The 21,927-nt window shown below is 42.7% G+C and carries 17 protein-coding genes and 1 pseudogene; 7 read left to right on the top strand and 11 right to left on the bottom strand.

The features are described 5' to 3' along the window. Positions 1–271: 271 nt before the first annotated feature. Positions 272–1,189 carry a UDP-3-O-acyl-N-acetylglucosamine deacetylase gene (gene lpxC, locus C9J38_RS07555; RefSeq protein ID WP_005371241.1) on the top strand — a complete coding sequence of 306 codons (918 nt, stop codon included), beginning with the start codon at positions 272–274 and terminating at the stop codon, positions 1,187–1,189. 70 nt (positions 1,190–1,259) lie between these two features. On the opposite strand, the gene C9J38_RS07560 is transcribed toward lpxC, so the two are convergent. Next, positions 1,260–1,718: a DUF721 domain-containing protein gene (locus C9J38_RS07560; RefSeq protein WP_199188055.1), complete on the bottom strand. Its 459-nt coding sequence runs from the start codon at positions 1,716–1,718 to the stop codon at positions 1,260–1,262. Between the two features lie 429 nt (positions 1,719–2,147). On the opposite strand from C9J38_RS07560, the gene secA reads away from it, so the two are divergent. Continuing rightward, positions 2,148–4,880, top strand: coding sequence for a preprotein translocase subunit SecA (gene secA / locus C9J38_RS07565; protein ID WP_107206557.1), 2,733 nt, complete (start codon positions 2,148–2,150; stop codon positions 4,878–4,880). Positions 4,881–4,986: 106 nt separating this feature from the next. Here the strand turns inward: secA and mutT are convergent, their stop codons facing one another. From mutT to nadC, 9 genes are all read right to left on the bottom strand, one after another. Next, positions 4,987–5,391 (bottom strand): 8-oxo-dGTP diphosphatase MutT, encoded by a 405-nt coding sequence (gene mutT / locus C9J38_RS07570; protein WP_107206558.1) that lies wholly within the window; start codon positions 5,389–5,391, stop codon positions 4,987–4,989. A 4-nt stretch (positions 5,392–5,395) separates the two neighbouring features. Continuing rightward, positions 5,396–5,611, bottom strand: a complete 216-nt coding sequence (gene yacG / locus C9J38_RS07575; RefSeq protein ID WP_107206559.1) for a DNA gyrase inhibitor YacG — start codon at positions 5,609–5,611, stop codon at positions 5,396–5,398. A gap of 7 nt (positions 5,612–5,618) precedes the next feature. Continuing rightward, on the bottom strand, positions 5,619–6,365 hold the full coding sequence (gene zapD, locus C9J38_RS07580) for a cell division protein ZapD (protein ID WP_369917495.1): 747 nt from the start codon (positions 6,363–6,365) through the stop codon (positions 5,619–5,621). Between the two features lie 64 nt (positions 6,366–6,429). Continuing rightward, positions 6,430–7,035, bottom strand: coding sequence for a dephospho-CoA kinase (gene coaE / locus C9J38_RS07585; RefSeq protein WP_107206560.1), 606 nt, complete (start codon positions 7,033–7,035; stop codon positions 6,430–6,432). Between the two features lie 3 nt (positions 7,036–7,038). After that, the gene (locus C9J38_RS07590) at positions 7,039–7,908 is read right to left on the bottom strand and encodes an A24 family peptidase (protein WP_107206561.1); all 870 of its coding nucleotides are present in this window, start codon (positions 7,906–7,908) and stop codon (positions 7,039–7,041) included. Positions 7,909–8,025: 117 nt separating this feature from the next. Beyond that, entirely contained in the window at positions 8,026–9,249 is a 1,224-nt protein-coding gene (locus tag C9J38_RS07595) for a type II secretion system F family protein (RefSeq protein ID WP_107206562.1), read from the bottom strand. A gap of 43 nt (positions 9,250–9,292) precedes the next feature. Beyond that, a complete protein-coding gene (gene pilB / locus C9J38_RS07600; RefSeq protein ID WP_107206563.1) occupies positions 9,293–10,978 on the bottom strand; it encodes a type IV-A pilus assembly ATPase PilB in 1,686 nt (561 codons plus the stop codon). A gap of 6 nt (positions 10,979–10,984) precedes the next feature. After that, positions 10,985–11,419, bottom strand: a complete 435-nt coding sequence (locus C9J38_RS07605) for a prepilin-type N-terminal cleavage/methylation domain-containing protein (protein ID WP_107206564.1) — start codon at positions 11,417–11,419, stop codon at positions 10,985–10,987. Positions 11,420–11,738: 319 nt separating this feature from the next. After that, positions 11,739–12,626 (bottom strand): carboxylating nicotinate-nucleotide diphosphorylase, encoded by an 888-nt coding sequence (gene nadC, locus C9J38_RS07610; RefSeq protein WP_107206565.1) that lies wholly within the window; start codon positions 12,624–12,626, stop codon positions 11,739–11,741. A 250-nt stretch (positions 12,627–12,876) separates the two neighbouring features. Here nadC and ampD point away from each other — a divergent pair, with 250 nt between their 5' ends. From ampD to lpdA, 5 genes are all read left to right on the top strand, one after another. Then, complete coding sequence (ampD, locus tag C9J38_RS07615) at positions 12,877–13,422, top strand: 1,6-anhydro-N-acetylmuramyl-L-alanine amidase AmpD (protein WP_107206566.1); 546 nt, start codon at positions 12,877–12,879, stop codon at positions 13,420–13,422. 330 nt (positions 13,423–13,752) lie between these two features. Beyond that, positions 13,753–14,529 (top strand): pyruvate dehydrogenase complex transcriptional repressor PdhR, encoded by a 777-nt coding sequence (gene pdhR, locus C9J38_RS07620; RefSeq protein WP_107206567.1) that lies wholly within the window; start codon positions 13,753–13,755, stop codon positions 14,527–14,529. A gap of 72 nt (positions 14,530–14,601) precedes the next feature. After that, entirely contained in the window at positions 14,602–17,268 is a 2,667-nt protein-coding gene (aceE, locus tag C9J38_RS07625) for a pyruvate dehydrogenase (acetyl-transferring), homodimeric type (RefSeq protein WP_107206568.1), read from the top strand. Positions 17,269–17,282: 14 nt separating this feature from the next. Then, on the top strand, positions 17,283–19,196 hold the full coding sequence (gene aceF / locus C9J38_RS07630; protein WP_107206569.1) for a pyruvate dehydrogenase complex dihydrolipoyllysine-residue acetyltransferase: 1,914 nt from the start codon (positions 17,283–17,285) through the stop codon (positions 19,194–19,196). Between the two features lie 195 nt (positions 19,197–19,391). Beyond that, entirely contained in the window at positions 19,392–20,822 is a 1,431-nt protein-coding gene (gene lpdA, locus C9J38_RS07635) for a dihydrolipoyl dehydrogenase (RefSeq protein WP_107206570.1), read from the top strand. 85 nt (positions 20,823–20,907) lie between these two features. On the opposite strand, the pseudogene C9J38_RS07640 reads toward lpdA, so the two are convergent. After that, positions 20,908–21,540, bottom strand: a pseudogene (locus tag C9J38_RS07640) (methyl-accepting chemotaxis protein); the annotation flags it as partial. Positions 21,541–21,927 lie beyond the last annotated feature (387 nt).

A 21,927-nucleotide genomic window follows, 5' to 3' on the forward strand; every position in this document is an offset into this window, starting at 1 on the left:
ATAGGTGATGCTGATTGAGTATATAAAAACTCAATGAGACTAAATATATCGGTATTGAAATATTTGGTTTTATCGCAACATAATCAGTAACTTATTAGTGCCTTTAACGATTAGTTTAAAGGCACTCACTTAGCCTATGTCAAATTATTTTGGATATTTAGTAGCTTATGGTATTATTTATGCCCATTTCGCGTAATTGTGCCTGATAATGGGTGTTATTTAGCCTTGTTGCTTGTGACAAAAGTTTGTTTAACAGTTGAGATATGAGCAGATGATCAGACAACGTACACTTAAAAGCATTGTGCAAACGACTGGTGTGGGTCTCCACTCTGGACGTAAAGTGACGCTTATTCTGCGTCCTGCAGCCGCTAATACAGGCGTGATTTATCGTCGTACAGATTTAAATCCTCCTGTGGATTTTCCTGCAAATGCAGATTCTGTGCGTGATACCATGTTATGTACAGCTCTTGTAAATGAAGAGGGCGTGCGTATTTCAACGGTTGAGCACTTGAATGCAGCACTAGCAGGTATGGGTATCGATAACGTGATTATCGAAGTTAACGCACCTGAAATTCCTATTATGGATGGTAGCGCGAGCCCATTTATCTACCTGCTTCAATCTGCAGGCATTGAAACGTTGAATGCGCCTAAGCGTTTTTTACGTATCAAAAAACCTGTTCGCATTGAAGATGGCGACAAATGGGCGGAGCTCGTTCCTTATAACGGTTTCCGTCTGGATTTTGCTATCGAGTTTAACCACCCTGCGATTGAATCAGATCAGCAGCGTCTAGTGTTAGATTTTTCAAGTAAGTCTTTTGTTAAAAATATCAGTCGCGCTCGAACCTTTGGTTTCATGCGTGATATCGAATACTTACAATCACAAAACTTATGTTTAGGTGGTAGTTTCGATAACGCTATTGTACTGGATGATTATCGTATTCTTAATGATGATGGTTTGCGTTTTGACAATGAGTTAGTGACTCATAAAGTATTGGATGCCATTGGTGATCTCTACATGTGTGGTCATAACATTATTGGTGAAATGCGTGCTTATAAATCAGGACATGCATTAAACAACCAGTTATTACGTGCAGTACTTGCTGATCAAGAAGCCTATGAATGGTCCACTTTTGAAGATGAGCAGCAGGTACCGGTTACTTTTGCTCAACCAGGAATGGTTCTTGCTTAATACCAAATGCGAAAAGAATTAAAAAACGCCGAGCAGTTGCTCGGCGTTTTTGTATCTGGTTTTATTTACACTAACGTTTTTGTTTTTGTGCTAATAAAGCAAGGCGTTCTAAGCGTTTTTTTACTTTTTCTGGCGCGGTTGCGGCCGTTGCTAAGAGGTGCTGAGCAGCAACTTCTGTGATGGGCTTTTGTATAATATCGGGTATTTTTTCTTGTTGCTGCTTCTGTACTGCAGCAAGAGAAGGGTTCACTTTTATTTCAATATCTTGCAACTTAGGCAATAGCGTTTCTCGTAACTTCATCATCAAAGTGTGGCGTTCGTAATTAAGACGCATCGACCAAGCTGCAGATTCAGTTTCTACAATTAAAATACCTTGACGATAATTACTCACACGGCAATGTTCAGCACAATTGATATGCTGCTTTACCGCGGTATTTAACTGGCTTAATGCGATAGCTCGTTGTTGAATATTATTAAGCCCAGTTTGCTCTAAAAGATCCCCGGTAGTTTGGGGACGGTGATCTCTCATCGTCTGTGATCCTAAGTAATGATGTTGCTCAAAGTTGAAAAATTGCGGATATGATCCTAATTTTGCGAATATAAAAAGTGTTAAGCCTGCTTTTCTCATAGGCGATGACACTAATATGACTTATTATATCACTCATATAGGTTAATATATCTTGAAAGATGTACCTGCAAGTGTTGTTACTGCCAGCGTTGTATTTAAGCGTTAAATTGCCATCTCGTTTTATTTGGTGATGGTTATTGATGAAGCCCCCTTGAAAAGTGGTTTTCATGACGCAATATTAGTATGACACAGTTTCAGGATTATCCTCTTAGTCACCATTGTGGCGATTCTAGTGGGACAGGGATTGCTTACGGTCCCCCAGAGAATGAAACCAGATTAAGCGATTCAGCAATAGATACGCTGATATAACAAAGAGAAAACGGCATCGCCATGTTATCAAAACTACTGACTAAAGTTATCGGTAGCCGTAACGACCGCACTCTGCGTCGTATGCGCAAAATTGTTGATCAAATCAATAAGCTAGAGCCTCAATTTGAAAGCCTACAAGATCATGAGCTGAAAGCAAAAACAGCTGAATTTCGTGAGCGTTTAGAGCAAGGTGAAACGCTAGATCAACTACTACCAGAAGCCTTCGCGACCGTTCGTGAAGCATCCAAGCGTATTTACGGTATGCGCCACTTCGATGTCCAGCTGCTTGGCGGTATGGTATTGAATGATTGTAAAATTGCAGAAATGCGTACCGGTGAAGGTAAAACTCTGACAGCAACTCTTCCTTCATACTTAAATGCTTTAACAGGTAAAGGCGTTCATATCGTAACCGTGAACGATTACCTAGCAGCACGTGATGCCGAAACTAACCGTGAGTTATTTGAATTCCTCGGCATGACTGTAGGTGTAAATGTTCCTAATATGTCACCACCGGCAAAAAAAGAAGCGTATGCCGCAGATGTCCTTTATGGAACAAATAACGAATTTGGCTTTGACTACTTGCGCGATAATATGGCATTCCGTCCAGAAGATCGTGTTCAACGCGAACGTTTCTTCGCAGTAGTCGATGAAGTTGACTCCATCTTAATCGATGAAGCACGTACTCCGCTTATCATTTCAGGTCCTGCTGAAGACAGCTCTGAAATGTACATTAAGATCAATGAATTAATTCCTTTACTAGTTCGTCAAGATAAAGAAGATAGTGAAGAGTACCGTGGTGAAGGTCACTACACAGTCGATGAAAAATCGAAGCAAGCTTATTTAACTGAAAATGGTCAGGAGTTTGTTGAAGAGCTATTGATTAAAAATGGCTTAATGGCAGAGCACGATACCTTGTACTCTCCAGCAAACATTAGCTTGTTGCACCACGTAAACGCGGGTTTACGTGCACACGTGTTATTTGAAAAAGACGTTGATTACATCGTTCAAGATGACGAAGTGATCATCGTTGATGAACACACTGGTCGTACCATGCCGGGTCGTCGCTGGTCAGAAGGTCTTCACCAAGCCGTTGAAGCGAAAGAAGGCGTGAAGATCCAAAACGAGAACCAAACGTTAGCATCGATTACTTTCCAGAACTACTTCCGTTTATACGATAAGCTTTCTGGTATGACAGGTACGGCTGATACTGAAGCGTTTGAATTCCAGTCTATCTACGGTCTAGATACGGTTGTACTTCCTACTAACCGTCCAATGGCGCGTATCGATAACGGTGACTTGGTTTACATGACAGAAACTGAAAAGTTTGCTGCAATTAGCCAAGATATCAAAGAGCGTGTACAAAACGGTCAGCCTTGTTTGGTGGGTACGGTATCGATTGAAAAATCAGAGTTACTGTCTAATGCGCTTAAGAAAGAAGGCATTAAACATAACGTACTAAACGCAAAATTCCACGAAAAAGAAGCGGATATTATCGCAGAAGCGGGTGCGCCGGGTGCGGTAACTATTGCAACTAACATGGCCGGTCGTGGTACCGATATCATGCTGGGTGGTTCGTGGAAGACTGATGTTGAAAAACTCGATAATCCAACTGATGATCAAATCGCGAAGATCAAAACCAAATGGCAAGAAAAACATGATGCAGTCTTAGCGTCAGGTGGCTTGCACATCATTGGTACTGAGCGTCACGAATCTCGTCGTATCGATAACCAGCTACGTGGTCGTGCGGGTCGTCAGGGGGATGCAGGTTCTTCTCGTTTCTACTTATCTATGGAAGATGGCTTAATGCGTATCTTCGCTTCAGATCGTGTTTCAGGCATGATGAAGAAGTTAGGTATGGAGCAAGGCGAAGCGATTGAGCACCCTTGGGTATCAAAGGCTATCGAGAACGCGCAACGTAAAGTTGAAGGTCGTAACTTCGATATTCGTAAGCAGTTGCTTGAATTTGATGATGTTGCTAACGATCAGCGTAAAGTGGTTTACGAATTACGTGATGAATTAATGCATGCTGAAGATATCAGCGAAATGATTGAGCACAACCGTGAAGACGTGCTAAATGCATTAATGGATAGCTATATTCCACCACAATCGCTTGAAGAAATGTGGGATATCAAAGGGCTAGAAACTCGCCTGAAAGATGATTACGATCTTGAGTTACCAATTCAACACTGGCTTGATACCGAAGATAAACTTTACGAAGAAGCACTTCGTGAGCGCATTGTAGAAAAAGCGCTTGAAGTTTACCGTGAGAAAGAATCAGTTGTTGGTGCTGAAGTGCTACGTAACTTCGAGAAAACAGTGATGCTACAGAACCTTGATACGCTATGGAAAGAACACTTAGCGGCAATGGATCACTTGCGTCAAGGTATTCACTTACGTGGTTATGCACAGAAGAACCCTAAGCAGGAATACAAGCGTGAATCGTTTGAATTGTTTGAAGAAATGCTAGATAACTTGAAGAGTGATGTTGTTTCTATCTTAAGTAAGGTACGTGTACAGCAGCAGGAAGAAGTTGATCGCATGGAAGAAGAGCGTCGTCAAATGGCAGAAATGCTAGCACGTCGTCAACAGTTCCAGCATCAAAGTGCAGAAAGCCAAATCACTGATGAGTCATCAGAAGAGCCTGAAGCTCAACAAGGTACTTACGAGCGTGAAGAGCGTAAAGTAGGTCGTAATGAGCCTTGTCCTTGTGGTTCTGGTAAGAAGTACAAGCAATGTCACGGTAAGATCAATTAAGATTGTTTTTATTGTAGATACTAAAAAAGTCGCTCTAGGGCGACTTTTTTATTGGCTGAAAATCAAGGCTAATGATGTAGATTCTAGTGGATCTTCAGCTAATTTATTAAGCGAAAGACTGCTGTATTTTATCGAGTACAGCTTGATTAGCATCAGGGAAAGGGTAATCAGCAAGTGCATTGATAGCGACCCACTCCCCCGGTTGACCTTCTTTACCAAAGGCTTCGCCATCAAATTGATGGATCAGAAAGAAATCAAACTTTAATGATTTATCTGAATAATCATGAGCAAGGCTAATAAAAGGTTCAACGTCAGTGGCATGAATACCGACTTCTTCTTGCAGTTCACGGATAACCGCTTGCTTTGCTGTTTCACCTGTTTCTACTTTTCCGCCAGCAAACTCCCATAAGCCACCTTGATGCGCTTTATCGGCACGGCAGGTAATGAAAATATGCTTTTTCTCTGTATCTAAAATAATGCCTGCCGCAATCCAAACTTGCTTTTTATCCATACTGTTAGTAACCCATATCGTCAGACCAGCCATCTGAATCTGATAGATCAGGTGCACCGGGAATAGATTTTTCTTCTTCCGCCCATTCGCCAAGATCGATCAATTGACAGCGTTTGCAGCAAAAAGGACGAAATGGACTCTGCTCACCCCAAACCACTTCAGTTTTACAGGTAGGACACTTTACGACAGTAATATTGGTATTGGTTGTTGATTGAGACACAAAAACCTCAGCAAATGGCTAATTTAAATTCAATATCGCTTGCGACAGGATCTCCTTCCACAAAGGGAGAGAAACGAATAGCAAAGCGACTACGATGTCCCGATATCATAGGATAAACGCCATCTTTAGCGCAAATTTCTAGCCGTAATAAACAGGCATCTTCAGCGTCATACTGGAAGAAGCCATTACGGGCATGATTGGTTTTATATTGTGCGCTTTCTCGGGTTAACTTCAACCAGAGATTGAGTGCTTCGTTAAGTTCTGAAAGCTCATGTAACCAGCTTTTCATTGCCTGTTGTTTGTGTTCATCGCTAAGGTGCAGCCAGTGATGTAATGACGGCAGATCAAAACAACAACTACCACCTGGAATCGAGAAACGTTGTTTTATACTGGAAAGAAAACGATCTTCTCGTAGATTCTGTCCTAGGCGAGGAGATGAAATTAACGCTTTATGGGCTTGCTCCATCGAATCGATCATTTGTTGCAGCGCATACTCGTCAACACCATCAATGTTTAACCAATTCATCAGTTGCTGACGTTGTTTCTCTATATCTTTGGCAAGATCGGTTTTAACTTGTACTTGGTCTAAGATCTCAAGCAAATCAAAAAGGGCATGGAAGAAGATTTTATATTGCCAAGGATCATTTTGGTTGCTGCTGTGATGCATTTGTTGCAAGAGATAATCAAGGCGTAAATAAATACGGACTTTTTCTGTCAAAGGGTGTTCATAGCGCGTCATTTGCGTAGCTTGCATAAAGGGAATACCAAACAGGAGCCAAGATCGTAATAAGAATTATCATAGTTAAGACGTCATTTTACTACAGCTCATGATCCATTTTGAGATATTGCCTGTGAAGTTGCGCGATTTGTAATGTTAATGCTGGACTATCACCAAAATTAGTAATGACATCATCTGCGGCATCCAACCGTTGTTGGCGCGTTGCTTGGCTCGCTAAGATATTTTTGATTTGCTCAATTGAGACATTATCACGTTGTTGTGTTCGTTCGATTTGGGTTTGCTCATCGACATCAACAACCAATAAACGATTGGTGAGGGTTTGTAGATTATTCTCAACCATCAATGGCACGACTAATAAACAATAGGGAGATTTGCTTAATTTAATATCATGGAGTATTTTTTCACGGATCAAAGGGTGAAGTAGCTCATTTAACCATTGCTTTAATTCAGGTTGACTAAAAATAGCCTCACGCAGTTTTGCCCGATTTAACGTACCATCTTTAAGTAAAATATCAGCACCAAGTTTTTCGATAATAGTGTTCAAACCGACGGTATTCGGCTCGACGACTTCACGTGCAACAATATCGGCATCAATAATATCAATGCCGTAGTTATCAGCAAATAAGTTAGCAACCGTGGTTTTACCGCTACCAATTCCGCCTGTTAGGCCAATGACAATACTCATTATCTACATTCCTAAGTACGAAGTAACATACCAATTCACAATAGGCTCGCCCCATAACAATGCAATCCAACCCGCAACCGCAAGGTAAGGGCCGAATGAGAACGGGGTTTGGTTATCGGCATCTTGCATTTTCAGTAATACAATACCGCACAGCGCGCCGACTAAAGATGAGAGTAACACTACAAACGGTAGTAATTGCCAGCCAAGCCATGCACCTAATGCGGCGAGCAATTTAAAGTCGCCATAGCCCATGCCATCTTTTTTAGTCAGTAACTTAAAGACCCAGAATACGCTCCACAGCGATAAGTAACCCGCAATTGCACCAATCACCGAATCAGTTAGTGATACAGGGCTAATACCCATTACAGAGAGCAAAATACCCGCCCACATTAGCGGTAAGGTAATTTGATCGGGCAGGAGCATTTTATCGATATCGATAAAGGTAAGCGCAATTAACGCGAAGGTGAAAAAGATCACCGCGATTGCCCACCATGTTGGTGGCAACATCAGTGATACGGTTAAGCTCAATGCTGCGGTCAGTAATTCAATAGCAGGGTAGCGTTTGCTGATCGGCGCTTTGCACTCTTTGCATTTACCGCCCAGAGCAAGCCAGCTGATCACTGGAATATTCTCCAGCGCACTAATAGCGTGATTGCAGTGTGGGCAGCGAGAACGTGGCACACTTAAATTAAAGACCGAATCGTCTGGCTTGTTATCCATTTCAGGAAAACATTCTTGGCACTCTTTACGCCATTGACGCTCCATCATGATCGGCAAGCGGTAAATCACCACATTTAAAAAACTGCCTACCAATAGACCAAAAATAACGGCAAAAAGGGGATATAACCAAGGGTAATAGGAAAGTACTGCCATGTGAGGATCTCTTAAAAATTAGGCGGTTATTGTAAGGCAAACGGCTAGGTGTTCCTAGCCGATGATTATGGGAAATGAATACAGTGATTAACTTATAAGGTGGTTACTAAAATAGTATTAACCGATCACACTCATTAAACTAAAGATTGGCATATACATAGCAACCAGTAAGCCACCGATTAAGCCACCCAAAATAATAATAATGAAAGGCTCTAAAATTTGCCCGAGGTTATCAACGGTATTATCAACATCGGCTTCATAGATTTGTGCCATCTTATTCAGCATGTCATCAAGTGAGCCAGATTCTTCGCCAATCATTACCATTTGCAGCATGAGTTCGGGAAAAACCCCTGATTGACGTAGGGCTAAATACAGTGGCATACCGCCAGCGGTACTTTCATAAACTTCTTCAATCGCCTTTTCGATATACAAGTTACCACAGGTTCTTCCTGCTGATTGAATACCGGATAAAAGCGGAATGCCTGCTGTAAAGGTGGTGGCTAAAGTACGAGCAAAGCGAGAAATAGTAGCTTTAAGTAACACATCACCAAAAATAGGCAGTTTTAGTACAAATTTATTGGCTTTATAGCGAAAATCATCGGATTTTTTATAAAAATAACGATACAGGAAAACGGCTATTCCAACGCCAGCTCCAAGATAAATTCCATAATCAATTAAAAAATCGGATGCCTTAATAACTAGTTGGGTAAAAATCGGTAATTCAGCGCCAAAACCATCAAATATTGCTGCAAATTCAGGAATCACAAATAACAACATAACAACAGTAACAATAACTGCTGTTAATGTGACCATTGCAGGATAAATCATCGCTTTTATGACTTTCTTGCGCATTGCTTCATTTTTTTCACGGTATACCGCAATACGTGCAAACACTTGTCCTAAGTGGCCGGTTTGTTCACCGGTAGCGACTAAATCACAGAAGAATTTATCAAACAGAGGAGAGCTTGAGCGCATGGCACTAGACAGCGAGGCGCCAGATTCGACTTGGGTAGTAATTTGCAGCAAAGTAGCGCGCATTTCGGCTTTATTATAACTGCTTGCCATCAGTTGCAGAGCTTGTACTACAGGCACGCCAGATTCGATCATGGTAGCAAGCTGACGGGTTACTGCGGTGACATCTTCACCTTTCATTTGATCGCGCATTTTGGTCAAAAAAGAGGGTGAGGTTTTCTTGATTTTTTTAACCACAATTTTCTGTTCAAGCAGTTGGTGACGCACTTCTTGCTCCTGAAAACCTAAAGTGGTGCCTGAGACTTTACGTCCTGCTTGGTTAGTTCCCCGCCAGTTGTAATAACGAATTTTAGTGGCTGCTGTACTCATAAGCGGAATTCTCTATCAAACAATTAATACAAAGTAGGGAAGGTTATAATTGTAATACCCGTTGTAATTCGGCAAGGCTGGTAATGCCGTCAGTTAGCTTTTCAATGCCGGATTCTTTAAGCCGTTTCATCCCTTGCTGGGCGGCAATATCTTCTAATTGTAGCGCGGTAGCATTGGTCATTAAGGCTTCGGCGATCTCACGGCTAAACACCATGACTTCATAAATACCAACGCGTCCTGCATAGCCTTTGTTGCAATCATCACACCCAGCGTTATTGGCTTTATACACACTGGTGTTTTGCGGCAGGTTTAAACGTTGACAGGTAATTGGGTCAAGTGGGTGTGGTTGTTTGCAGCTTTTGCATAAACGACGGGCAAGACGCTGGGCGATAATTAAGCTCAGAGATGAAGCGAGGTTAAAATCTTCTACCCCCATATTGGTTAAACGGGTAATGGTTTCAGCGGCAGAATTCGTATGCAAGGTTGATAATACTAAGTGTCCCGTTTGGGCAGCTTTTACTGCGATTGATGCGGTTTCTAAATCACGAATTTCCCCTACCATCACAATGTCGGGATCTTGACGCAAAAATGAACGCAGAGCGTCAGCAAAGCTTAAACCAACTTGCTGATTAATTTGTACTTGGTTAATACCGGGCAGGTTAATTTCTACTGGATCTTCGGCAGTCGAAATATTGCGCTCATCGGTATTTAAAATATTTAGCCCAGTATATAGCGAAACGGTTTTACCACTACCTGTTGGGCCGGTAATTAATATCATCCCTTGTGGGCGCTCAAGGGCGGTTAAATAATCAGATTTTTGTTTATCGTTATAGCCTAAAATATCAATATTAAGATTAGCGGCTGAGCTATCTAATATCCGTAGTACGACTTTTTCACCCCACAGCGTCGGCAGGGTCGAAACACGTAAATCAATCGCCAAGTTATCAGAGAGTTTTAGTTTTATTCGTCCATCTTGTGGCTGACGGCGCTCGGCAATATTGAGTTTCGACATTACCTTTAAACGGGTCGATAAACGGCGAGATAAACTAGCAGGGGGAGTTAAATGTTGATGCAGAATACCGTCACAGCGAAAGCGAATCCGGTAGTTATGCTCATAAGGTTCAAAATGAATATCAGAGGCTTTACGACGTACAGCGTCTAATAATACCTGGTTGATATAGCGGGTAACGGGGGCGCTGTCTTGGCTTAAATCGGTAGCGTCATCAAGTTCTGCATCGCTAATATCAACCAGTTCACCTAAGTCAGCATCACTAACCTGTTTGCTGTGGCTGGTTTCACCAATATCACTGCCATAAACACGGCGAATGGCTGATTCTAATTGTTTGTTTTCTAAAATTAGAAACTCAACTGTTTTGCCCACGGCAAAACGAAATTCGTCTTGCGCATCCATATTGGTGGGATCGCTGACGCCTAAAAATAGGCTATTGGCATCTTGGGTTAATGGCAGGGCACGGTGACGTAGCACTAACTCACGTTGGTAAACACTTTGACAACAACCATCATAGTCATAATGGTGAACATCGACTTTTTGTAAGCCAAATAAATTAGCGAGGTTATCGGCTAAATCTAAATCGCTTAATACCCCTAAACGGGTTAAGGCGGTCGGGACGTTAATCCCTTCCGCCGTCACAAACTCGACCACTTGTTGTTCTTGCTCTGGGCTAATTAAATTAGCTTGAGCTAAGATGGATGCGAGGTTGGTTTGCATATTAAGTTATGGAGTTGGTTCACCACAGCCTTTAGGTAAAGCCGCTGGGTCGATCGTTAAACCAGATTTTGGAGTAAAGGTACATTTCCAACCACTAGCACTACGTACAAACTGCGCATCACTACCATCAACTGCTGATTTTGAATTAAATAGGAATTTGATTGTTCCATTTGCACCACTGGTATCAATAAAGCTAAGTGCACCTAGTGAGCTCATATCTGTCGCTCCACCTACAGCAGTAAAACTAGTTGGGAATACGCTATTTTCTTGAATATACAAGTCTGTGTTAGTTAACAAACCTCGTGCTGTTGCTACACCTGATGCTATATCTGATTTAACGATATAGTTTTTGTATGTTGGAATTGCAATAGCACTTAATACGCCAATGATTGCTACAACGATGAGCAATTCAATAAGTGTAAAACCCTGTTGTTTTTTCATTTCTCTGTCCTTAAGTAACAAAATAATAAATGAGTTAACTTCATAAATTCGCGAATGGAATTAAGTTCAGAATAGAGGCTTTATTGTTAGAGTGAATAACGAAAAAGGGATAGCTCGGCACGGGTGGTAAAAATAAATTGTGTGTTACAGAAGTTGCAAAGCTCAAAGCGAGTAACCGCTCGTAATTAGATTTGATTTTTATAAAATTCAGTAAGATGTGAAGTAGAAAGAGAAAAATTAGTGGTTATTTTTCTCTTTCTTTATAAATTAAGGTACCAGTTCAATATTTGTGTCACAAAAAATTGATAGTGAATAGGTGTTATTTAAAGCGCATCGATAAGTCCATCGCTTTAACGTGCTTAGTCAGTGCACCTACCGAAATATAATCCACCCCCGTTTCAGCACATTCGCGGATATTGCTAAGGGTAATATCCCCTGAGTTTTCTAATGCCACACGTCCAGCGTTAAACGCGACGGCTTCACGCATCATGGCTAAGGTAAAGTTATCCAGCATCACAATATCAGCGCCGGCTTCAATGGCTTGTTTTAGCTCTGCCAGACTTTCGGTTTCAACTTCGACAGGTTTATTTGGGTTAAGCTGTTTTGCTGTAGTAATCGCTTGTTCAATACCACCACAAGCAATGATGTGGTTCTCTTTTATAAGGTAGGCATCAAACACGCCAATACGGTGGTTAAAGCCACCGCCACAAGTCACGGCATATTTTAAAGCGCTACGCAGACAAGGAACGGTTTTACGGGTATCGAGTAGGCGAGTGTTGGTGCCTTCTAACTGTTTTACATATTCAGCAGTTAATGTCGCGCAACCGGATAGGGTTTGAATAAAGTTCATCGCGTTACGCTCACCAGTAAGTAGTGCTCGTGACGGGCCTGATAGGGTACACAAGGTTTGATTAGGCTCGACTACATCACCATCTTCTACGTGCCAATCAATGGTGACTTCGCCACCGAGTTGTTTAAATACTTCATCAGCCCACATTTTGCCGCAAAATACGCCATGTTCGCGGGTAATGATGGTGGCAACGCCTTGGCTATCGGCAGGAATTAGATTGGCAGTAATATCGAGATTGGCATCAATCTCGCCACCTAAATCTTCGCGAAGTGTATCGGCAACAGTACGGCTGATCTCGATTGGGAGAAGTTGTTTAAGGTAAGCGAGGCGGGCACTGCTATCGTGTTTGTGTTCCATATCTGTCTTCTTGTATCCATTGCGCGTTTAGCAGCAAAAGTGCTGCGAATGATGGCGCAAATCATACCGTGAGAAAGCAGTAGGATAAAGTGAATACGGGTTAATCGAATGTTAATAACCAAATATTTGGTTGTTTCTATCTATTACTGCGATAGGCAAAAGCGATGAGAGGAAATTAGCTTTTCAATATAAGCTGATGATACTTTACCTGCTAATCTGGTTTTAGTAACACGTAAATAGAAGAAAGATTATGACGTTATTGATTAACGATGATCATTGGTTACAGACAGCAAGGCGTGTGCCATCCCCTTTTTGTGATAATAGACCTCATGACGAGATGTCATTGCTGGTGGTACATAATATAAGCTTACCACCGGGTAAATTTGGTGGTCCTTATATTGAGCAGCTGTTTACTGGGCAATTAAACCCTGCAGATGATCCGTATTTTGAAATTATTCATCAGTTTCGTGTTTCTGCTCACTGTTTGATACGCCGAGATGGTGAAATAGTGCAGTTTGTGCCTTTTAATCAGCGTGCTTGGCATGCGGGGGTATCAAAGTTTGACGATCGGGATAAGTGTAATGACTTTTCAATTGGCATCGAATTAGAAGGCACAGATCACCTGCCGTATACTTCTGAACAATATCAAATGCTGACAAAATTGACTCAATCTTTGATGAGCCGTTATCCCGCTATCACCCGAGAGCGTGTAACAGGGCATGAATTTATTGCCCCTGGACGAAAAACCGATCCTGGTTTATCGTTTGATTGGCGACGGTTTAAAAAACAGCTTTAAAAGGGCAGTTATTAGACTAAAGTTTTATTTACGAATGGAAATTGGTCAAATTGGTCTGACCAATTTTCATAATCACTCTGCTTTTTATTCCTTCCTATCACCTTTTTCGTTGCTTGGCTGTTTCTAGCTCTGAATATGTAATGTTTTATTAATAAGTCAAAAGTTTAAATTTTTGTTAAAACCAACTTCGTTCTATGATTTCAATCAAGTTGTGTGTGGACATCTTTATTTATTTCTGTAAACTTTCACTCGGTAAAACAATTGGTAATACCAATTATCCGATGATTCGGTCTTTATGAAACGGGATTAATATAAGAAGCGTCGATAAAAATGACTTATAAACGCATTAAACAACCAAAGCTTTCTGATGCTATTGAGCAGGAATTGGAGCGCTTGATTTTAGAGGGAATTTTGTCCCCAGGTCAGCAATTACCTCCAGAGCGAGAGTTGGCAAAACAATTCGATGTTTCTCGTCCTTCCGTTCGTGAGGCGATCCAACGTTTAGAAGCAAAGCATTTGCTTACTCGTCGCCAAGGCGGCGGAACATTCGTAAAAGAAAAGTTATGGCAAAGTTTTTCTGAACCCTTATTGGATCTATTAGCGACTCATCCGGAAACACAATTAGATTTATTGGAAGCTCGCCATGCGCTAGAAGGCTTAGCCTCTTATTTTGCGGCATTGCGAGGTAACGAAGAAGATTTTGTTCGCATTCGCGATTGTCATCAGCGTATTCAAGACGCGCAGCAACAAGGGGATTTACCCTTAGAAGCTCGCGCGGTGATGCAATATCTTATTGCGGTAACAGAATCGGCTCACAATGTGGTGTTACTGCATATTATTCGTAGTTTAGCGCCGCTACTTGAGCAAAACGTATTACAAAATTTCGAACTCCTAAACCGCCGACCTGAGGTGGTGGAGAAAGTAAGAAAGCACCGAGCTAATATTGTGCAGGCGATTGTTTCTGGTGAGCCTGAAAAGGCCCGTGAAGCATCGCACGCACATTTGGCTTACATCGAGGAAACCTTGTTGGATTTATCGCGTGAAGATAGCAGGCGTGAACGCTCTCTTCGTCGGATTCAACAGCGCAAGGACGGGTTAGAGTCTTAACTTCATACCTAAAAACGAAGTTAGACCTAGTCGCGACATTGTTAGTAGATTATCAACGAAAGGATAGATCGCATGTCTGAAGTCATGAAAAGTGACGTGGATGTACTGGAAACTCAAGATTGGTTAGAAGCACTTGAATCAGTAGTCCGTGAAGAAGGTGTAGAACGCGCACAGTTCTTACTTGAGCAAGTATTAGAAAAAGCTCGTTTAGATGGTGTAGATATGCCGACTGGCGTAAACACAAACTACATCAACACAATTCCAGCAGCACAAGAACCCGCGTATCCAGGTGATGTAACATTAGAGCGTCGTATCCGTTCTATCATCCGTTGGAACGCAATCATGATCGTTCTACGTGCATCTAAGAAAGATTTAGACTTAGGCGGCCACATGGCTTCTTACCAGTCTGCTTCTGCTTTTTACGAAGTATGTTTCAACCACTTCTTCCGTGCGCCTAACGATGTTGATGGCGGTGATTTGGTTTACTACCAAGGTCACATTTCTCCAGGAATTTACTCTCGTGCGTTTGTTGAAGGTCGTCTAACTGAAGAGCAGCTAGATAACTTCCGTCAAGAAGTTGATGGTAAAGGTATTCCTTCATACCCACACCCTAAACTAATGCCTGAATTCTGGCAGTTCCCAACGGTTTCTATGGGCCTAGGTCCAATTTCTGCGATCTACCAAGCGCGTTTCCTTAAGTACCTAGAAGGTCGTGGCCTTAAAGATACTTCAGCTCAGCGCGTATACGCATTCTTGGGCGATGGTGAGATGGATGAGCCAGAATCACGTGGTGCTATTTCTTTCGCTGCGCGTGAGAAACTAGACAACCTATGTTTCCTAATCAACTGTAACCTTCAGCGTCTAGACGGCCCAGTAATGGGTAACGGTAAGATCATTCAAGAGCTTGAAGGTCTATTTAAAGGTGCTGGTTGGAACGTTGTTAAAGTGATCTGGGGTAACAACTGGGATGCACTACTAGCAAAAGATACGACGGGTAAGCTTCTACAGCTTATGAACGAAACTATCGATGGTGACTACCAAACATTCAAATCTAAAGATGGCGCTTACGTACGTGAGCATTTCTTTGGTAAGTACCCAGAAACTGCAGCACTTGTTTCTGACATGACTGATGAGCAAATCTTCGAGCTGAAGCGTGGTGGTCACGATTCTTCGAAACTATTTGCAGCATTTAACAATGCAAAAGAAACAAGCGGTAAGCCAACGGTGATCCTAGCTAAGACTGTTAAAGGTTACGGTATGGGTGAAGCGGCTGAAGGTAAGAACATCGCTCACGGTGTTAAGAAGATGGACATGACTCACGTTCAATACTTACGTGATCGTCTAGGTCTACAAGATCTTATCTCTGAAGAAGATCTTAAGGCTCTGCCTTACCTAAAACTGGAAGAAGGCTCTGCTGAGTACAACTACTTACACGCTCGTCGTGATGCGCTACACGGTTACACACCTAAGCGTAGTCCTAAGTTTACTCAAGAATTTAAAGTGCCTGAGCTTGATGCATTTGCGCCACTACTAAGTGAGCAGAAGCGTGAAATTTCAACCACTATGGCTTATGTTCGTGCGCTAAATATTCTTCTTAAAGATAAAGCAATCGGTAAGAACATCGTGCCAATTATCTGTGATGAAGCGCGTACGTTCGGTATGGAAGGTCTGTTCCGTCAGGTTGGTATCTACAACCCAGATGGCCAAACTTACACACCAGAAGATAAAGGCATTGTTTCTTTCTACAAAGAAGCAACATCTGGTCAGGTACTTCAAGAAGGTATCAACGAACTAGGTTCAATGGCATCTTGGGTTGCTGCTGCAACATCTTACAGCACCAACGATCTTCCAATGATCCCATTCTACATCTACTACTCAATGTTCGGTTTCCAACGTATTGGTGACATGGCATGGCTAGCAGGTGACCAACAAGCACGTGGCTTCCTACTAGGCGCTACTGCTGGTCGTACAACACTGAACGGTGAAGGTCTACAGCACGAAGATGGCCACAGTCATATTCTTGCAAACACAGTACCTAACTGTATCTCTTACGATCCAACGTTTGCTTACGAGCTAGCGGTTATCATGCAAGACGGTATTCGTCGCATGTACGGTGAAAATCAAGAGAACATTTACTACTACCTAACAGTAATGAACGAAAACTACGCAATGCCAGCAATGCCAGAAGGCGCTGAAGCAGGCATTCGTAAGGGTATTTACAAGCTTGAGTCTCACGCTGGTGATAAGTCTAAAGTTCAGTTAATGAGCTCTGGTACTATCATGAACGAAGTACGTAAAGCGGCACAGATCCTAAGTGAAGAGTACGGTGTAGCGTCTGATGTTTACTCTGTAACATCATTCAACGAACTAACTCGTGATGGTCAAGATTGTGAGCGTTACAACATGCTTCACCCAACTGCAGAGAAGAAGGTTCCTTACCTAACAACTGCAATGGGTTCTGAGCCTGCAATCGCTGCAACGGACTACATGAAGAACTACGCAGAACAAGTACGTGCATTCATGCCATCTGAGTCTTACAAGGTTCTTGGTACTGATGGTTTCGGTCGTTCTGATAGCCGTGCAAACCTACGTCGTCACTTCGAAGTGAATGCTGGCTACGTTGTTGTTGCTGCACTTTCTGAACTCGCTAAACGTGGCGATATTGATAACGCTGTAGTTGTAGATGCAATTGCTAAGTTCGATATCGACGCTGACAAGATCAACCCGCTATACGCATAAGAGGCAAATTAAAAATGGCAATCGAAATTAATGTACCAGACATCGGTGCGGATGAGGTTGAAGTAACTGAGATTCTTGTTAGCGTTGGCGACAAGGTTGAAGAAGAGCAATCACTGATCACTGTTGAAGGCGATAAAGCTTCAATGGAAGTTCCTGCTTCTCAAGCGGGTATCGTTAAAGAAATCAAAGTTGCTGAAGGCGACACGGTTTCTACTGGTTCTCTAATCATGATTTTCGAAGCCGAGGGTGCAGCTGAAGCTGCACCTGCTCCTGTGGCTGAAGCAGCGCCTGCTGCTCCAGCTCCAGCAGCAGCGGCTGAACTGAAAGAAGTTCATGTTCCAGATATCGGTGGTGATGAAGTTGAATGTACTGAAATCATGGTATCTGTTGGCGATACAGTAGAAGAAGAGCAATCTCTAATTACTGTTGAAGGTGACAAGGCTTCTATGGAAGTGCCTGCACCATTCGCTGGTACAGTTAAAGAAATCAAAATTGTAGAAGGCGATAAGGTTTCTACTGGTTCTTTAATCATGGTATTTGAAGTGGCCGGCACTCCGGTGGCTGGTTCTGCTCCAGCAGCAGCACCTGTCGCTCAAGCGGCAGCGCCTGCTCCAGCAGCATCAGCAGCGAAAGAAGTTAACGTTCCTGATATCGGTGGCGACGAAGTAGAAGTTACTGAAATCATGGTATCTGTTGGCGATACAGTGGAAGAAGAGCAATCGCTAATCACTGTTGAAGGTGACAAGGCTTCTATGGAAGTGCCTGCACCATTCGCTGGTACAGTTAAAGAAATCAAGATCGCAGAAGGCGATAAGGTTTCTACTGGCTCACTAATCATGGTATTTGAAGTGGCCGGCACTCCGGTTGCTGGTGCTGCACCTGCAGCGGCTCCTGTCGCTCAAGCGGCAGCGCCTGCTCCTGCAGCAGCACCTGCGGCGGCTCCAGCAAAAACTGAAGCGCCTGCTGCAACAGGTGATTTCGTTGAAAACAACGAATACGCACACGCATCACCTGTTGTTCGTCGTTTAGCTCGTGAGTTCGGTGTTAACCTTGCGAAAGTTAAAGGTACTGGCCGTAAGAACCGCGTTCTTAAAGAAGACGTACAAAACTTCGTTAAAGATGCACTTAAGCGTCTTGAGTCTGGTGCAGCAGCTTCTGCGTCAGGTAAAGGCGATGGCGCAGCGCTTGGTCTACTACCTTGGCCGAAAGTTGATTTCAGCAAGTTTGGTGAGACTGAAGTTAAGCCACTATCTCGCATTAAGAAGATCTCTGGCGCTAACCTACACCGTAACTGGGTAATGATCCCTCACGTTACACAGTGGGATAACGCAGATATCACTGCGCTTGAAGCATTCCGTAAAGAGCAAAACGCGATTGAAGCGAAGAAAGACTCTGGCATGAAGATCACACCACTTGTGTTCATCATGAAAGCGGCTGCTAAAGCACTTGAAGCATTCCCTTCATTCAACTCTTCTCTATCTGACGATGGCGAGAGCTTGATCCTGAAGAAATACGTCAACATCGGTATCGCAGTCGATACGCCAAACGGCCTAGTTGTTCCTGTATTTAAAGATGTGAACAAGAAAGGTATCTACGAGCTATCTGAAGAGCTAATGGCTATTTCTAAGAAAGCACGTGCTGGTAAGCTAACTGCATCTGATATGCAAGGCGGCTGTTTCACTATCTCAAGCCTTGGTGGCTTAGGTGGTACTGCATTCACACCAATCGTGAACGCACCAGAAGTAGGTATCCTAGGTGTATCTAAGTCTGAAATGAAACCAGTATGGAACGGTAAAGAGTTCGAACCGCGTCTACAACTTCCATTATCACTATCATACGATCACCGTGTGATTGATGGTGCTGAAGGTGCGCGCTTCATCACTTACCTAAATGGCTGTCTATCAGACATCCGTCGTTTAGTACTTTAAGGTTTCACATCCACAACGCCATGCCTACAATGCGTAGGCATGGAATTGTTGTGTAGCTCACAGGCTGCAGTAATTTATTTTTCACTCTGTTAACAGGTCTGTAGACTTGTTGTCCATCTGAAAGATAAACGTATACAAATACGTAAAAGTTACCTGATAGCTTGTTAGGGATATAAGACTTACAACGAGGTCATAATGAGTAAAGAAATTAAAGCCCAGGTAGTGGTGTTGGGTTCAGGCCCTGCTGGTTACTCTGCTGCATTCCGTTGCGCTGACTTAGGTCTAGATACGGTTCTAATTGAAAAATTCAACACACTAGGTGGTGTATGTCTTAACGTGGGTTGTATCCCATCAAAAGCATTACTTCACGTAGCGAAAGTTATCGAAGAAGCAAAAGCAATGGCTGAGCACGGCGTTGTTTTTGGTGAACCACAAACAGACATCGATAAGATCCGTCTGTGGAAAGATAAGGTAATTACTCAGCTAACTGGCGGTCTTGGCGGTATGGCTAAGATGCGTAAAGTTAATGTTGTGAACGGTTACGGTAAATTTACTGGCCCTAACAGCATTGTTGTTGAAGGTGCTGATGGCCCAACAACGGTTAACTTTGATAACGCGATTATCGCGGCGGGCTCTCGCCCAATCGAACTACCATTCATCCCGCATGAAGACCCACGTATTTGGGATTCAACAGATGCGCTAGAGCTTAAAGAAGTACCTGAGAAGTTACTTGTTATGGGCGGCGGTATCATCGGTCTTGAAATGGGTACGGTTTACCACGCGCTAGGTTCTCAAATCGACGTTGTTGAGATGTTCGATCAAGTGATCCCAGCTGCGGATAAAGATATCGTTAAAGTATTTACTAAGCGTATCGCGAAGAAATTCAACCTGATGCTTGAAACGAAAGTAACAGCTGTTGAAGCAAAAGAAGATGGTATTTATGTAACGATGGAAGGCAAAAAAGCACCTGCTGAGCCTGTTCGTTACGATGCTGTTCTTGTTGCTATCGGTCGTGTACCAAACGGTAAGCTAATTGACGCTGAAAAAGCGGGTATCAATGTTGATGAGCGTGGCTTTATTAACGTTGATAAGCAAATGCGTACTAACGTTGCTCACATTCACGCAATTGGTGATGTTGTTGGTCAACCAATGTTGGCTCACAAAGGTGTGCATGAAGGTCACGTAGCGGCTGAAGTTATTTCTGGTAAGAAGCACTACTTCGATCCTAAAGTTATTCCTTCAATTGCTTACACTGAGCCAGAAGTTGCGTGGGTTGGTAAGACTGAGAAAGAAGCGAAAGCGGAAGGCATCAACTACGAAGTTGCTACATTCCCATGGGCGGCATCAGGCCGTGCTATCGCATCTGATTGTGCTGACGGTATGACGAAGATGATCTTCGACAAAGACACGCACCGTGTGATCGGTGGTGCTATCGTAGGTACTAACGGTGGTGAACTACTTGGTGAAATCGGTCTAGCGATCGAGATGGGTTGTGATGCTGAAGATATCGCATTAACTATCCACGCTCACCCAACACTACACGAATCAGTAGGTCTTGCTGCTGAAGTATTTGAAGGCTCTATCACTGACCTTCCAAATGCAAAAGCGGTAAAGCGTAAGAAGTAATTACTACTTGTTATGATAATAAAAAAGCGCCTAAGGGCGCTTTTTTGTTGTCTGCTGTTTAGCATTGCTAACATTTAATTTCAGGTTACAACTTAAACGTACCGACCATGTCATCAAGACGTTGTGATAGTTGACGTAATGCTTGGCTTGAATCAGCTAATTGCGCGGCTGTTTCTGCGGTTAGCTGAGTGGTTTCATTTATCTCTTCAATATTACAATTAATGTCTTGTACCACGGTTGACTGCTCTTCTGTCGCGGTAGCCACTTGGGTATTCATATCGGCAATTAAACTAATACGCTCAGAAATCGACACTAAAGCAACAGATGCTTGATCGGAAGCTGATCCCCCATTTTCAGATAGCTGACGGCTTTGTTCCATCGCAACCACTGCATTGGATGCTTCTTGCTGGAGGCGGTTGATCATCGCTTGGATCTCGTCGGTAGAATCGGCAGTACGACTAGCAAGATTACGCACTTCATCGGCCACGACCGCAACCCCTCGTCCTTGTTCGCCAGCACGTGCTGCTTCAATCGCGGCATTAAGGGCAAGTAGGTTAGTTTGCTCTGAGATCCCACGGATCACATCTAAAATACTACCAATCGACTGGGTATTACTTGCCAGTGAGTCAATGACATCGCTGACTTGGCTAATATCCGATGACAGTTGATTTATGGTATTACGTGCTTCACCAACAACGGTTTGACCATCATGGGTTTGATACTTAAATGTTTGTAATTCATAAAACGGCTTATATTTATGAGCAAGTGAACAGACCATGCACAACGTGACAACGCAATACTGATCAATGAAATGAAAATACGACGTTATGTATCTGCAAATTTGTTACAAAACTTTAGTGATTTACGTCACTAAATATGACCTGTAGCTAAAAAAGAGAAAATAAAACTAATATGAAACAAGCGTCTTTTATTTTATGCGTTATAAATATTGAGGATCGCTTTACACATTATGAACAAAGAATTTTCCTAAAATGTGAATGTTGTAAAAAAGCAGTAGTTTTTAAGTTTACGTTAAAAATGGTATAATACTGCACAGTTTTGGTCTCTCCTAAAGGGTTTTGGCTCTGACAATGTTCAGCAAAAC

The organism is Photobacterium sp. GB-210 (assembly GCF_003026075.1).
In the GTDB taxonomy this organism is placed as follows: Bacteria; Pseudomonadota; Gammaproteobacteria; order Enterobacterales; family Vibrionaceae; genus Photobacterium.

Coding starts and splice junctions, on each gene's coding strand:
- pdhR (WP_107206567.1), top strand. CDS start 13,753: ATGACTTATAAACGCATTAAACAACCAAAGCTTTCTGATGCTATTGAG.
- lpdA (WP_107206570.1), top strand. CDS start 19,392: ATGAGTAAAGAAATTAAAGCCCAGGTAGTGGTGTTGGGTTCAGGCCCT.
- C9J38_RS07595 (WP_107206562.1), bottom strand. CDS start 9,249: ATGAGTACAGCAGCCACTAAAATTCGTTATTACAACTGGCGGGGAACT.
- zapD (WP_369917495.1), bottom strand. CDS start 6,365: ATGCAAGCTACGCAAATGACGCGCTATGAACACCCTTTGACAGAAAAA.
- ampD (WP_107206566.1), top strand. CDS start 12,877: ATGACGTTATTGATTAACGATGATCATTGGTTACAGACAGCAAGGCGT.
- nadC (WP_107206565.1), bottom strand. CDS start 12,626: ATGGAACACAAACACGATAGCAGTGCCCGCCTCGCTTACCTTAAACAA.
- lpxC (WP_005371241.1), top strand. CDS start 272: ATGATCAGACAACGTACACTTAAAAGCATTGTGCAAACGACTGGTGTG.
- secA (WP_107206557.1), top strand. CDS start 2,148: ATGTTATCAAAACTACTGACTAAAGTTATCGGTAGCCGTAACGACCGC.
- coaE (WP_107206560.1), bottom strand. CDS start 7,035: ATGAGTATTGTCATTGGCCTAACAGGCGGAATTGGTAGCGGTAAAACC.
- C9J38_RS07560 (WP_199188055.1), bottom strand. CDS start 1,718: ATGAGAGATCACCGTCCCCAAACTACCGGGGATCTTTTAGAGCAAACT.
- aceF (WP_107206569.1), top strand. CDS start 17,283: ATGGCAATCGAAATTAATGTACCAGACATCGGTGCGGATGAGGTTGAA.
- C9J38_RS07605 (WP_107206564.1), bottom strand. CDS start 11,419: ATGAAAAAACAACAGGGTTTTACACTTATTGAATTGCTCATCGTTGTA.
- mutT (WP_107206558.1), bottom strand. CDS start 5,391: ATGGATAAAAAGCAAGTTTGGATTGCGGCAGGCATTATTTTAGATACA.
- pilB (WP_107206563.1), bottom strand. CDS start 10,978: ATGCAAACCAACCTCGCATCCATCTTAGCTCAAGCTAATTTAATTAGC.
- aceE (WP_107206568.1), top strand. CDS start 14,602: ATGTCTGAAGTCATGAAAAGTGACGTGGATGTACTGGAAACTCAAGAT.
- C9J38_RS07590 (WP_107206561.1), bottom strand. CDS start 7,908: ATGGCAGTACTTTCCTATTACCCTTGGTTATATCCCCTTTTTGCCGTT.